This is a genomic window from Gracilimonas tropica DSM 19535, assembly GCF_000375425.1.
GTDB classification, from domain to species: domain Bacteria; phylum Bacteroidota; class Rhodothermia; order Balneolales; family Balneolaceae; genus Gracilimonas; species Gracilimonas tropica.
Genome location: NZ_AQXG01000001.1, coordinates 714249 through 727423 on the forward strand (window position 1 = coordinate 714249; position 13175 = coordinate 727423).

A 13175-nucleotide genomic window follows, 5' to 3' on the forward strand; every position below is an offset into this window, starting at 1 on the left:
GGTTGCCAAATATCTCTATTTTTTCACTGATATTAAAGCAAGATGCCGGATGATTTTTGATTGGGATGTGAAACAGGATATCTTTGAAGTGAATCTAAAATTCACCACTCATTTTGAAATATTCCAACGAATTAGCAACGGCCAAAAAGGCAGCATCCGAAGCTTCAAAAATTATTCAAAAATATGCCTCAGACCAATCTTTTGATATTGACCTGAAAGGCAAAAACGATCTTGTAACCGATGCTGATGTAGAATCGGAACAAAAGATCATTCAAATCTTACAGCAAGCTTTTCCGGATGACCATGTTTTAGCGGAGGAATCTTCTGCTAAATCAACTTTACCAGCAGGCCGGGTTTGGATCATCGATCCTATTGACGGTACTACCAACTTTGCCCATAAATTTCCCCGGTATTGCGTTTCCATTGCTCTTTGGGAAGATCAGCAACCAAAAGTAGGCTTGGTGTTGGAAGTGGCGAGTCAGGAGTTGTTTACTGCGGTGAAGGGAGAAGGAGCCCGCCTCAATGGAAAAGAGATTCAGGTCTCAAAAAATACAGATCCGTCTTCATCGCTGATAGGAACCGGGTTTCCATATAGAAGCCTTCATTTGGTGGATAATTACCTGCAGCTTTTTAAGCGAATGATGGATAAGACGCATGGAGTCCGTCGCCCGGGAACCGCGGCCTGGGATCTCTGTAACGTAGCTTGCGGCCGGTTTGAAGGATTTTATGAATATGGACTCAGCCCCTGGGATGTAGCAGCCGGGTCGCTCATTATTCAGGAAGCAGGGGGCGTGGTTTGTGACTGGGAAGGAGGAGAGAACTGGCTTTTTGGAGAGCGGATAGTTGCAGGAAATTCCTCTCTAAGGGATTTTCTTTTAAAAGAAATTCAGGACTGTTTTGAGCCGGAGCAGCTTAGGAAGTAAGCTTTTAATCAACATCCGTAATTGAAATTATTTTAAGTTAGACGTTAAATATGATCATTAAATCATGTAATTTTATGATCTAAATAATCCACTTCTATGGAACTTACTATTCGCCAATCTACACCGGGGGACCTTGATACTCTACTTGAACTGGAAAGCAAAGCATTTCCAGTTTATCAACAGAGTTCAAAAAGAACGCTTTCACTGTCACTTAAAAGTAATTTTCAGCAGGTTTGGATTGTCGAAAAGATTTCAGGTGATAGCATCAAGCCATTGGGGTGCTTGATATTATACCTCTACAAAAGAACCATACGAATATTCTCCATCGTGGTGGATCCGGAAGCACAGGGAAATGGAATCGGCCGGATGCTGTTGAATCAGGCAAGAGAAATAGCCCGTGAAAAAGGCGCTGAACGAATCTCGCTGGAAGCCGATGCAAGTAATCAAAAGCTCATAAATTGGTATAAGAAAGAAGGGTTTGAGTCCACCGAACTGCTTACCGATTATTATGAGGAAGGCAAGGATGGAATGCGACTTGTGTATCACATGCCTGAGCAGGAGGTGAGGACGCGCATCAGTAACGTGATTGTAGTGGATGACCCAAAAGCATGGAATTTAGGGCTTGAAAATGTAGAGGTGATGTCTTCGCGGGATTATACTTCAAATAAAGCAAATGTAGCCGAAAGGGCGCTCCGTGTTTTCAACTTGTGTAATTCCTATCGCTATCAAAGCATTGGATATTATGTGTCGCTGCTTGCTTCGGCGCGGGAACACCGGGCAATTCCTAATGTAACTACCATCCGTGATTTTCGGGATGTAAGCGTGATTCGCTCCATAGCCGATGATATTGATGAGGTGATTCAGCGATCCTTAAAAAAGGTGAAATCGAATGATTTTACGCTGAATGTCTATTTTGGAAGAACCTTAGATCCTTCTTTAAAGTCATTGGCACAAAGATTATATCAAATGTTTGAATCGCCATTGTTTCAGGTTCAATTTCAGTTTGCTGAGAAGTGGAGTATCAAGCGAATCCTGCCTTTGAGCTTAAATAAAGTGCCCGCAGAGGAATTGGAAACAGTAAAAGACTTCGCCCGAGAATATTTTCAAACCAAGCGGTTTCAGCGTCCTAAATTAAGGCGATATAAATACTACCTGGCTGTTTTAGTGGATCCGAACGAAGAAAATCCACCTTCCGACAGAAGAGCGCTTCAGAAATTAGAAAAAGCCGCTGAAGAACTGGATGTAAATATCGAGTTTATAACCCGCCAGGATTATAACCGTCTTTCGGAGTTTGATGCTCTTTTCATTCGGGAAACTACAAATGTGAATAATTACACCTATCAGTTTTCCCGAAAAGCTTATGCGGAAGGTTTGGCAGTGATCGACGATCCATGGTCAATACTGCGTTGTTCTAACAAAGTGTATCTGCATGAATGCCTGAAAGTGAACAGTGTTCCGGCCCCGGAAACGAATGTTTTTTTCAAAGGAATGGTGAATATGGCTGAGCTGCAAGGATTTACCTATCCATTGATATTAAAGCAGCCGGACAGCGCATTTTCATTGGGCGTTACAAAAGTGAAAAATGCCGAGGAATTAGAAACTTCTTTGAACCGGTTATTCAAGCATTCTGATATGGTGCTGGCGCAGGAATTTGTTCCATCAGAATATGATTGGCGGATTGGGATGTTGGATAATCAGCCTTTGTTTGCTTGCAAGTATTTTATGGCAAAAGGCCACTGGCAAATCTATAACTGGAAAGGCCCGAAAAAAGATCAATCAGGAGATGCGACAACGATTCCGGTTGAGGAGGTTCCGCGGAAGGTGATCAAAGCAGCTACTAAAGCAGCCGGATTAATGGGGGATGGCCTTTACGGAGTGGATCTTAAGATGATTGGCGATAAGGTGTATGTGATCGAGGTAAACGACAATCCCAATATTGATTCGGGCATTGAAGACAAAGTGCTGGGCAAAGAGCTATATAAAAGAATTGTGCGATCGCTGATCACAAGAATTGAAATGGCCCGCAATATTGACCGGTTTGTTAGTATTGAGCCGGATTAGGTTCTTCCAGTTTCTTTAGTAATGAAATGGCAGCATAAACGGCCATCATATTTAAAACAGGTATGATAAAGATGGCAGGAATAATATGGTAGCCTTCCAACCCCATATAGGTAATTTTAGCAACTAAAGCAGCCATTAAGAGCGATAAAAAAACCAAATAGACCGGTGCTATCAAATAACCAATGGTTGATTTTTTGAGCAGCTGATACCCCGCAATAAAGGAAAGGGGTAAAAGGATAGACAGGTCAAGCCCCTGAACAATCAAGGTGGTGTAATGCTCCAGAGAGTCAGGATAAATGCTTCCATCAAACAAAGGCGGAAGCACTACCTGAAGCCATAAAAGGCCTATTATGACGGAGTTTGTGATCAAAAACCAACCGGGAAATTTCACAGATGATTTTGCATCGAAAAGATAGGCGCTGTTTTCTGAACGAAGGGAAATAACGTTAAGTGATAAGGCAAAAAACGAAACTCCAGCTAATATCACGTAGACCAAGAACAATGCACTATACATCCCCATCACCAGGTAAAACAAATAGGTTACAAAGAAATACCCGGTGATTCCGGTAAGAATAAATCTGGATCTGAAAGATCCTTTTCGGGAGAAATACAAGGCAGTTAAAAGCAGTGGTATTCCTATAAAAAAGGTCACAAAATCTTGAGCAATGCCCTGTATGGCTACTTCAGCCGACATGTGCCTGTAAATGCCTGATCCATAAATCTCGACAGCTTTTCCCCGTATGCTTTCGTAGTGAAATTTCCCTGAACCACCGTTACTTAAAATTCCAATGAGCGTTGCGAATGCAGAAAACAAGGCGATGCTCACTGTTAAAACTGTGACAGTTTTCTGATTTCTCATCATGTTTTGGTAATTATTTGATCACCAAAACTTATAACGGATTCATGTAGATGATATGAAGCGGCTCAACGCTTGGGCGAATGCTCAAAAAAGACATCCATGCTTTTCAGGGGGGTAGGCTCAAGGTAATATTTGAAGGGCTCACCAAAAGGAAATCCGGCTAAATGACCAAAATACCGAGCGCGGGCTTCATGTTGTTTGAAGTAGTTTTCGGAAGATATGTAGGTTTCCGGCTCGTCTCCGGGATCATTGACATTAAACTGGGTGGCAAAGGCCAGGATGGATTCCTTCTTGATTTCCCAAAAGTCACTGATGTCGAACACAAAATCGGGTTCAAAGGGACGGTCTTGCATATAGTGTAATATATGAGCCGGCCGCCAGGGTTTTTGTTCGGCCCCATTGGAATCCCGGGTTTCGATCTTCTTCAATCCGGAATAAAAAAGGGCATCGAGAGTTAGATTCGTGCCTTTGCCATGGTCGGGATGTCGGTCGAAGGGAGCACCTGTAATACAGATATGAGGTTGAGTCAGCCGTACTTGCTCAATGATCTTAAGCTGGTTTTTCCGGTTATTCAGCAAAAAGGAATCTCCCAGATCCAGGTTAGCACGATAGGAAACCCCAAGTATTTCAGATGCTTTTTCGGCTTCTTTTGCCCGAATCTGATCGTTTCCACGCGTTCCCATTTCTCCTTTGGTGAGATCAATGACCCCCACTTTTTTTCCTTGTTCCGTTAGGGCAGCGATGGTTCCACCGCAGTTTAGTTCAGCATCATCTGGGTGGGAAGCAAAAACAAGAACATCTACTTTCATAAATAGGCTTTATCTTTTCTTTAAAATAGGGAATTAATATAGCGTCTAAAGTTGACAAAATATTTCAATTAATCTGCAACGTTTCACCTTCGTTCTCGTAGTTCTTACGACTGTCACCAAATAAAATGCATTCATGAGATTTCTAAACAGCTTTATAGAAGGTTTTCGAATTGCTCTTCGCGCCCTCAAAATCAATAAGATCCGCTCAACATTAACGGCTCTATGTATCATTATCGGAATTACAATGGTCACCATTGTGGATGCCGTAACCACAGGCATGGATATTTCATTCGAGAACAGCATGGCTATGATGGGACAAAATGTGGTGTATGTTGAAAAATGGCCGTGGGGCATGGGAGGAGAGTATAAGTGGTGGGAATATCGAAACCGCAAAGAAATGAAGCTTGAGTATGTAGAACAGATACGGGAATCCAGTGATCTGGCTAACAATGTGACGGCCGCAGCTAACAGAGGAACCAGTGTTCGATACCAGGAAAAATCAGCTGAAGGGGTCGGATTAACCGGGGCTACAGCAAATTACCTTAGTATACAAGGACTGAACATCAAAGAGGGCAGAATGTTTGTGGAGCAAGAGGTTAGAACCGGAGCTAATGTGGCAGTAATCGGAAATACCCTGATGGAAGCTTTATTTGAGCACGAAAACCCGCTTGGCAAGCGGATCAAGCTGGGGGGACAACGCTTTACGGTAGTAGGAGTTTTAGAGAAACAAGGCAAATTTTTAGGCTTAGAAGATACGGATAACAGGATCATTATACCTATTTCTGCCTATGGACAAATTTATGGGTTGAGGTACGGAATTCAGATCGGTGTTCAGTTTCCGGATCAGCCTACACTGCGGGAAGGAGAATATGAACTGGAAGGTATCATGCGGCGTATCCGGCAGCTTGATGCCACCGAAGACAATGATTTTGCGCTTAATAAACCACAGGCCTTTAAACAACAGCTGGAGGGAATGAAAGCAGGAATATATACCGTCGGTTTTCTGTTGAGTGGTTTATCCTTGCTGATCGGGGGAATTGGAGTAATGAATATCATGTTCGTTTCGGTGAGAGAACGCACCAAAGAAATTGGCATTCGAAAAGCCGTGGGAGCCAAAGCCTGGGAGATCCTTACTCAATTCCTGCTGGAAGCCATAGCAATTTGTTTATTGGGAGGGTTGATAGGCGTTGCGCTTGCAGCCGGGTTAACCATCCTGATCAATCAGGCATTTGTAGCCGTGATGAATGTTAGTGTTGTAATAGTGGCATTTTCAATTTGTACGATCGTCGGAGTTTTATTCGGCTTTATTCCCGCCTACAAAGCTGCAAAGTCTGATCCTATTGAATCTCTAAGGTTTGAATAATCATGCATATTAAAGAAGTTATAGTACAGGCATCAGAATCACTTAAAGCCAATAAATTGCGGTCGGCTTTGACTTTGCTTGCGCTGGTGATCGGGGTGTTTGCCGTGATCGTTTCAACGACAGCCGTAGCCGTTCTGGATAATTATTTTAAAACCACAATGAGCCTGATGGGAACCGATGTAGTCAATGTTTCGAAGACCCCATCTGTTCAAATGGGCTCATTGAGTGACGATATCCGAAACCGAAAAGACATTACCTTTGAAACGGCAGAACGACTCAATGACCTGATGCGCATTGGCCGTGCCGTAAGTCCGGATGAAGTATTTCAGCTTTCATCCATCAAATTCAAAGACGAAGAAACCGAACCGAATGTATATGTGAGGGGGAGTAATGAACATTACCTGGCCAATAATTCCTATGAACTGGAGGATGGCCGAAATTTTACCGGTGATGATGTTCAATATGGACGGAATGTGGCAATCATCGGTAAAGATGTTCAGGATGTGTTGTTCAAAAATGAATATCCGATCGGCAAGCAAATTCGCTTTGACGGAAAACCTTATACGGTGATCGGAATACTGAAACCAAAAGGACAAATTTTCGGGCAATCGTTTGATAACTTCGTATTGATCCCCTATACAACAGCCATGAATGCGTACGGAGCAAACCGAAACATTAATATACAGGTCAGGGCTCCGGCCATCGACTTTATTGAGCAAACCGTTGAAGAAGTGACCGGTATTTTACGGGTGATCAGAAAAGTAAGTCCCGGAGAGTCCAATGATTTTGAGATATCCACGAACGAGAGTTTATCGGGAACCTTTGATTCTTTTACAGGAGCTCTCTATCTGGGTGGATTTGCCATCGGTTTTATTACGCTTTTAGGAGCCGGGATTGGTGTGATGAATATCATGCTGGTTTCCGTTTCAGAACGAACCCGCGAAATTGGTATCCGGAAAGCCGTGGGCGCAACTCAAAAAGCTATCGTAAGTCAATTTTTGATGGAAACCATATTTATTTGTCAGCTCGGAGGGATTATTGGTATGATCCTGGGCATTGGCGTGGGTAATCTGATGGCGTTATGGATTGAGACGGAACCGGTGATTCCGCTGTGGTCGGTGATTGGTGGCTTCGGTGGAATGTTGATCGTAGGATTGATCTTCGGAGTGTATCCGGCTTATAAGGCATCCAAGTTAGATCCGATAGAAAGTTTACGGTACGAATAACTTTTTGCAATGAAATGATTTAAGCATCCGTTTCATTTTAGTATATTGACAAAAAACACAGGGCATTATGAACGAAGAGATCATTCAAAACTTAAACGAACGCCTCGACAGAGCTATTGACCGGGGACGGGAAATCCTGGATGATGAAGATCTTCAGGTACGACTGGAGGAACTTCAGGAACGAGCAGAAACGGTGGTTCGCAGAAATCCCATCAAATCTGTAGTGGCAGGATTGGCTGTAGGTTTTATCATAGCTAAAATTTTCACTTCTGACGATTAGGTGCAGTCATGGACGATTTAGGGAGCCGTATAAAACATGTTTCCAATGAGCTGAAGCATTACGTGGAAGCAAGGCTTGAACTGTCTGTGATAAACATCAGCGAACAAGTAGCCTATTGGATCGGTAAAGCGATCCAGAATTTATTTGGATATACGATCTTAGCTCTTGGGCTGGTCTTCGGGCTTACCGCTCTGGCTATATATTTAGGCGAATTACTTGATGAGGAATGGGCCGGATATTTAATTGTCGCTTCACCATTTTTAATCGTTGGGTTGATATTGGTTCTAACCAAACCCACACTGATAGCCGGTAAGATCCAGCAAGATATTTTGTCAGAATTGCTCTCATCATTTGATAAGAAAGACAAACAGAAAGAAGTAAAAAAATTGACAGCTCCAGCCTCTTCAGAAACGCTCAATCAAAAAACTACCAGTGGTCATGGCGAATAAGAAATTATCTGAAATAGAGAAAAAGAAACAAGAGTTGGAACAAGAACTGGCTGAAATCCAAAGCGGCCTTGATAAGTCTATTGATGACGTAAAGGAGGGGGTGACTACCAATCTTGACCCCAAGAACCTGATCCGAAGATACCCGTTACCGGCTGTAGGAGCTTCTCTGGTGCTGGGATTTTTATTAGGGAAAGAGAGAAAGAAATCTCCGCGAATAGCATCCAATCGAAGCCACAGTTACAGCAGTGACTCTGAATCAAGGATCGCATCGGAAATAAAGCGGATCGTAGCCAGAAAAGGAATGAACCTTTTATTGGATTACCTGGACGATAAAGTTTCGGAACTGAAGCATAAAAAGCAGCATCCAGAGGATTAATTTTACAATAATTTAGGTTCATCCTGTAAAAGGATATAAAATCAAAAAACAGGGCAACTATTCTGTAACTATTTTCGTCCCTTTCCGTGTACGTACCCGTTAATCAAAATCTAATGTTCAAAATGAGAAGAATATTTTCATCTACCATCTTCGCTTTACTCCTAATTAGTGGAGTAGCCAACGCTCAGGAAACCCGAACCATTTCTTTACAGGAAGCCATCCAGATTTCACTGGAGAATAATTATCAGCTGAAACAAGCAAAGAACAATCTTGAACTCGCCGGGGAAAGTATCAAAAGTGAATATGCTGATTTTGCACCGTCAGTAGGCGGGAGTATAAACGGGGGAAGAACCATTGGTCGACAGTTTACCGAAGATCGTGGAATCATAAATGATCCTTCACAGTCAATAAGTGGGAGTATAAGTGCCAGGATTACAATTTTTGATGGGTTCAATAATATTCTTTCTCTGCGATCCAGTAAACAGTCTAAAATTTCTGCTGAGGAAATTTATCAGCGTTCTAAGGAAGAAGTTATTTTTAATACCGCATCTCGATATTTACAGGTATTACTAAATATCCAATTGCTGGAAATTGCTGAAGAAAATTTAAATAATTCAAAACAACAGCTTGAGCAAGTTAAAGCTCAGGTAGAAGTAGGGTCTCGTCCTTCTGTGGATCTTTATAATCAAGAAGCACAAGTTGCAAGCGATGAACTTTCGGTAACACAACAAGAAAACAGTTTAAAGTTTAGCAAATTATTATTAGTTCGTCAGCTACAGATCGACCCGCTTGGAGAATATGAATTTACTATTCCTGAATCTGAAGACGGCTTAAATCAAGATTTTAAGAATTTCAATTTGAGTGAATTAATTGATCAAGCTTTACTAAATCGTTCTGATCTGAAAAGCGCCATAGCTGATATTAAAAGTCTTGAATACCAGCTTCAAATAGCAAGAGGTTCTCTTTATCCAACTATTTCTGGAAGTGCTTCTTTATCATCAAGATACAGTGATGTTTTACAGGGATTTGACTTTAGTGACCAGTTTTTTGACTTGAACGTGAATAAGGGTATCGGTTTTTCAGTATCCATTCCTCTTTTTCAGAATTGGAACCGCATGTATAACATTCAGTCTTCAAAAATTCAGCTTAAGAATTCTGAATTGAATCTGGAGAATTCACGCTTACAAGTTATTCAAGAGGTAACACAAGCTTATAATGATTACACTTCTTACCAGAAGCAACTGGAAGCATCTGAGAAATCTCTAAAAGCCAGTGAGCGTGCTTTTGAAACGCAACAAGAACGGTATAACGTAGGTTCAAGTACACTCATCGAACTTAGTCAGGCTCAAGCCAACTATGTACAGGCGCAGTCGAATTACACGCAGGCTATCTATAACCTGATCTTCCAGGAGAAGCTTTTGGATTATTACCTGGGTAAGCTAAGTGGCGAAGCCGTTGAATTTTAGATCTATTTATAAACTTACATTTATTGGGATAGGATATGGGCAAAGGTAAATCATCAACAGGGAAGACCCTCATTTGGATCTTAGGAAGTCTTGCAGCTATTGTAGTTGTGGGATTAACACTCAGGTTCACGGGGGTGATAGGAAATACGGATTCGGGAACTCAGGTTGAGACCACTCAGGCCAAACTGAAAACCATTACGCAACTTGTTTCTGCATCAGGGAAAGTACAGCCGGAGATCGAAGTTATTATTCGGCCGGATGTTTCAGGAGAGATCATTGAGTTAGCCGTCAACGAAGGAGATGTCGTTCAACAGGGTGACCTTTTAGTTCGGATCAAACCCGATATCTACCAGGCTCAGATCGACAACCTGAATGCCGCCTTATTAACACAAAAAGCAAGGTTAGAGCAAACAAAAGCGGCTTTAATTCGTGCAGAAGCAGCTTACAAACGGGATAAGCAACTCTACGACCGTGATATGATCTCTGAGATGGAATTCATTCAAAGTAAATCGGAATATGAATCTCAGCAAGCCAGTATGAAGGCCGCTGAATATCAGATCCAAAGTGCAGAAGCTCAACTGCGGCAAGCGCGGGAAGAACTGGAGCAAACGGTGATCAGAGCTCCGCAAGACGGTACCATCACCAGCCTTGCGGTAGAACAGGGAGAGCGTGTATTGGGGAATTCCCAAATGGCCGGAACCGAGATGATGCGTGTTTCTGTGCTCGATCGTATGGAAGTAATGGTGGAAGTGAACGAAAATGATATTGTGAATGTGGGGCTTGGGGATACCACCCGCATTGAAGTGGATGCATACCCTGAAAGACAGTTTGACGGGGTGGTCACTGAGATCGCTAACTCTGCGCAAACAACAGGGGCCGGCACAAATGAGCAGGTAACCAATTACGAGGTTAAAGTTCGTATCGTAACCCCTCATAACCTGGACAGCCGGGCTGAGCAAATGGTGCGAACGGAGACGGCTGAGAACCCTCAGGGTATGTTCGTTCCTAATTTCAGGCCGGGGATGTCTGCTACGGTAGATATTGAGACGCAAACAGTCGTGAACGTGGTATCTGTGCCTATTCAGGCCGTAACAGTTCGGGACTTTGCTAAGGATAAAAAAGAATCTACGGATTCTGATACGGCCGATATCACTTTAGCCAGCAGTCAGGATGATGAAAACATCATTAAAGAAGAAGATTTCAGAAAAGTTGTTTTCGTTGTTGAAGACGGAAAAGCAATTCGCAAAGAAGTGGAAACAGGGATCAGTGATAATTCTCATATTCAGATCCTTTCCGGTGTTTCGGCAGGAGATGAAGTAGTCATCGGAAGTTATCGTACCCTCTCAAATGTACTTGAAGACGGAGATAAAGTAACCGTTGATAACAAGAGCAGCATATTTAATTAATCTTAGGGCAAACTATGTCGAATAAAGCAGTTATACATATCAAAGATCTTACCAAAGTATATCAAATGGGGCAAACCGAAGTTCATGCCTTGGCCGGTGTTTCCTTTGATGTACAAGAAAATGAATACATTGCGATCATGGGGCCTTCCGGTTCCGGTAAGTCAACATTAATGAATATGATTGGATGCCTGGACACGCCTTCATCCGGAGATTATGTGCTTAACGGAAGTAATGTTTCCAAGATGGATGATGCGGAACTTGCAGAAGTCCGAAATCGTGAGATCGGATTTGTATTTCAGACCTTTAATTTGCTGCCACGAACGTCATGTTTAGCCAATGCCGAACTTCCGCTGATCTATGCCGGCATGAAAGCCGCCGAACGGCATGAACGAGCTAAAGAAGTATTGACTAAGGTAGGCCTTGGAGATCGTATTGATCACAAGCCGAACGAACTTTCCGGAGGTCAGCGGCAGCGAGTAGCTATAGCAAGAGCTCTGGTCAATAATCCGTCCATTATATTAGCGGATGAACCAACCGGTAACCTCGACACCAAAACAGGAGAGGAGATCATGTTACTTTTTGAAGAGCTGTACCGGCAGGGAAATACCCTGATCGTGGTAACTCACGAACAGGAAATTGCCGATCATGCCCGAAGAATAGTTCGCTTACGAGATGGGGTGATTGAGAAGGATGAGAAAGTAGAACATCCGGTATTGGCAAACCAACAATTTGCCTGATCTATTTAATAGGTTTTCAGATAGTAATATTCAGATATAAAAAAAGGCACTCAAATGAGTGCCTTTTTAGTATCAACGAGTTTTTAGTTATCAGGTCCTAAGAACTTATCTAAAACTTATACCAATACCTGCATTGGCTGTAAAGTAACTTGCAACTGTTGCTTCACCATAGAAAGCTAATACGCCTAATCTCAATCGGAAACCACCCAAAAGGTGAACAGAGCTTTCACTATCCAATCCAAATGAAACAGGGTCGGAAACAACATTATAGAATGACTGACCACCTACATTGGTACTCACCGGGTAATCTCCATTAATATTAAGGTCGAGAGAGGCGGTTTGATAACCCACACCTCCATAAACCGAAATCAGAGGTAAGGATTTACCAACCAAGGCATTCACAACAAATGAATTGAATTCCGTGGTGATTTCCTGTTCATCAAAATTTGGATTTGGGTTGTTGGTCAATGACGGATCATTAGGATTTCTTACGCCTTCGGCAGGAACATCAAGGTTTGCATTAACAGAAAGGCGATTGAAACCTGCCATAACAGAAATATCAACGGGAATCAGTTTTCCTCCCGGCAACCATTGTGTGATATCGTGTTTAATGGCTCCACCAATTAGCCCGATATTTCCATATTCTCCGATCTCAGTTTCAGGAAAAAAACGAACCGTGATATCGGTTCCCTTAACTAACCCAAGTCCGGCCTGAACGACAGGGGCAGGGACCACTGGAATTCCAACACCTTTTGGCATATTAAATCGGGTCAGTTCTTGTCCGTTTTCTCTTATTATGAGTTCGGTTCCGGTTACGTTATCACCCGCAACAGTCGGGGTTACAGGATTTTCGCCTGCTGCAACTTCAATTTTTTGAAGGCTTAGAGCACTGATATCGAATGATTGAGCTGAGGAAGGAACAATGGCAATAGAAGGCCTGATCTGGAGACTAAAGCCCAATGTTTTTTTAGGTGCTGCAGACTCAGTCCAGCCTGCATTTAAACCCGTTCCGAAACCGGTGGGGAAAGGACGTAAATATTCTTTTGTTAGTAATGTAGCATCTTCAGCGCCAGCACGTAATACGGCACCGATGTCACCCAATTGGGCATATGCAGTACCGACTGAGGCAAGGCTGAGTACCGAAACGGCACAAAGGCCTTTGATGATTTTTTTTGTTTTATCGAGCATTTGTACTCCTTGAAATTTGTTGAACAGTTAAA

General features: G+C 42.6%; 13 protein-coding genes. 10 read left to right on the forward strand and 3 right to left on the reverse strand.

What is annotated here, in order from left to right; translation table 11 throughout:
• Positions 1 to 113: 113 nt before the first annotated feature.
• Both B151_RS0103215 and B151_RS0103220 read left to right on the forward strand, forming a co-directional pair.
• Positions 114 to 923: an inositol monophosphatase family protein gene (locus B151_RS0103215; RefSeq protein WP_020402160.1), complete on the forward strand. Its 810-nt coding sequence runs from the start codon at positions 114 to 116 to the stop codon at positions 921 to 923.
• A gap of 96 nt (positions 924 to 1019) precedes the next feature.
• Positions 1020 to 2984, forward strand: a complete 1965-nt coding sequence (locus B151_RS0103220; protein WP_020402161.1) for a GNAT family N-acetyltransferase — start codon at positions 1020 to 1022, stop codon at positions 2982 to 2984.
• Here the strand turns inward: B151_RS0103220 and B151_RS0103225 are convergent.
• Positions 2965 to 3846: a hypothetical protein gene (locus tag B151_RS0103225; RefSeq protein ID WP_211207809.1), complete on the reverse strand. Its 882-nt coding sequence runs from the start codon at positions 3844 to 3846 to the stop codon at positions 2965 to 2967. The genes B151_RS0103220 and B151_RS0103225 overlap by 20 nt on opposite strands.
• A gap of 62 nt (positions 3847 to 3908) precedes the next feature.
• Entirely contained in the window at positions 3909 to 4652 is a 744-nt protein-coding gene (gene bshB1, locus B151_RS0103230; protein WP_020402163.1) for a bacillithiol biosynthesis deacetylase BshB1, read from the reverse strand.
• A gap of 133 nt (positions 4653 to 4785) precedes the next feature.
• On the opposite strand from bshB1, the gene B151_RS0103235 reads away from it, so the two are divergent.
• The 8 genes from B151_RS0103235 (at position 4786) to B151_RS0103270 (ending at position 11955) form a co-directional block, all read left to right on the forward strand.
• Positions 4786 to 6015 carry an ABC transporter permease gene (locus B151_RS0103235; RefSeq protein WP_020402164.1) on the forward strand — a complete coding sequence of 410 codons (1230 nt, stop codon included), beginning with the start codon at positions 4786 to 4788 and terminating at the stop codon, positions 6013 to 6015.
• A gap of 2 nt (positions 6016 to 6017) precedes the next feature.
• Positions 6018 to 7241 carry an ABC transporter permease gene (locus B151_RS0103240; protein WP_020402165.1) on the forward strand — a complete coding sequence of 408 codons (1224 nt, stop codon included), beginning with the start codon at positions 6018 to 6020 and terminating at the stop codon, positions 7239 to 7241.
• Between the two features lie 67 nt (positions 7242 to 7308).
• The gene (locus B151_RS0103245) at positions 7309 to 7521 is read left to right on the forward strand and encodes a hypothetical protein (protein WP_020402166.1); all 213 of its coding nucleotides are present in this window, start codon (positions 7309 to 7311) and stop codon (positions 7519 to 7521) included.
• A gap of 8 nt (positions 7522 to 7529) precedes the next feature.
• Positions 7530 to 7970, forward strand: a complete 441-nt coding sequence (locus B151_RS17845) for a phage holin family protein (RefSeq protein WP_020402167.1) — start codon at positions 7530 to 7532, stop codon at positions 7968 to 7970.
• Positions 7960 to 8346 (forward strand): hypothetical protein, encoded by a 387-nt coding sequence (locus B151_RS0103255; RefSeq protein WP_020402168.1) that lies wholly within the window; start codon positions 7960 to 7962, stop codon positions 8344 to 8346. Before B151_RS17845 ends, B151_RS0103255 begins: the two co-directional genes overlap by 11 nt.
• 122 nt (positions 8347 to 8468) lie before the next feature.
• Positions 8469 to 9812 carry a TolC family protein gene (locus tag B151_RS0103260; protein WP_020402169.1) on the forward strand — a complete coding sequence of 448 codons (1344 nt, stop codon included), beginning with the start codon at positions 8469 to 8471 and terminating at the stop codon, positions 9810 to 9812.
• A gap of 35 nt (positions 9813 to 9847) precedes the next feature.
• Positions 9848 to 11218, forward strand: coding sequence for an efflux RND transporter periplasmic adaptor subunit (locus B151_RS0103265; RefSeq protein ID WP_020402170.1), 1371 nt, complete (start codon positions 9848 to 9850; stop codon positions 11216 to 11218).
• A 14-nt stretch (positions 11219 to 11232) separates the two neighbouring features.
• On the forward strand, positions 11233 to 11955 hold the full coding sequence (locus B151_RS0103270; protein WP_020402171.1) for an ABC transporter ATP-binding protein: 723 nt from the start codon (positions 11233 to 11235) through the stop codon (positions 11953 to 11955).
• 105 nt (positions 11956 to 12060) lie between these two features.
• Here B151_RS0103270 and B151_RS0103275 read toward each other — a convergent pair whose 3' ends face one another.
• Positions 12061 to 13143: a DUF6588 family protein gene (locus B151_RS0103275; RefSeq protein ID WP_020402172.1), complete on the reverse strand. Its 1083-nt coding sequence runs from the start codon at positions 13141 to 13143 to the stop codon at positions 12061 to 12063.
• Positions 13144 to 13175 lie beyond the last annotated feature (32 nt).

What these genes read in the sequence shown, in the direction of transcription:
- bshB1 (WP_020402163.1), bottom strand. Translation starts at nt 4,652, where the DNA reads ATGAAAGTAGATGTTCTTGTTTTTGCTTCCCACCCAGATGATGCTGAA.
- B151_RS17845 (WP_020402167.1), top strand. Translation starts at nt 7,530, where the DNA reads ATGGACGATTTAGGGAGCCGTATAAAACATGTTTCCAATGAGCTGAAG.
- B151_RS0103270 (WP_020402171.1), top strand. Translation starts at nt 11,233, where the DNA reads ATGTCGAATAAAGCAGTTATACATATCAAAGATCTTACCAAAGTATAT.
- B151_RS0103225 (WP_211207809.1), bottom strand. Translation starts at nt 3,846, where the DNA reads ATGATGAGAAATCAGAAAACTGTCACAGTTTTAACAGTGAGCATCGCC.
- B151_RS0103255 (WP_020402168.1), top strand. Translation starts at nt 7,960, where the DNA reads ATGGCGAATAAGAAATTATCTGAAATAGAGAAAAAGAAACAAGAGTTG.
- B151_RS0103275 (WP_020402172.1), bottom strand. Translation starts at nt 13,143, where the DNA reads ATGCTCGATAAAACAAAAAAAATCATCAAAGGCCTTTGTGCCGTTTCG.
- B151_RS0103245 (WP_020402166.1), top strand. Translation starts at nt 7,309, where the DNA reads ATGAACGAAGAGATCATTCAAAACTTAAACGAACGCCTCGACAGAGCT.
- B151_RS0103265 (WP_020402170.1), top strand. Translation starts at nt 9,848, where the DNA reads ATGGGCAAAGGTAAATCATCAACAGGGAAGACCCTCATTTGGATCTTA.
- B151_RS0103260 (WP_020402169.1), top strand. Translation starts at nt 8,469, where the DNA reads ATGAGAAGAATATTTTCATCTACCATCTTCGCTTTACTCCTAATTAGT.
- B151_RS0103220 (WP_020402161.1), top strand. Translation starts at nt 1,020, where the DNA reads ATGGAACTTACTATTCGCCAATCTACACCGGGGGACCTTGATACTCTA.
- B151_RS0103235 (WP_020402164.1), top strand. Translation starts at nt 4,786, where the DNA reads ATGAGATTTCTAAACAGCTTTATAGAAGGTTTTCGAATTGCTCTTCGC.
- B151_RS0103240 (WP_020402165.1), top strand. Translation starts at nt 6,018, where the DNA reads ATGCATATTAAAGAAGTTATAGTACAGGCATCAGAATCACTTAAAGCC.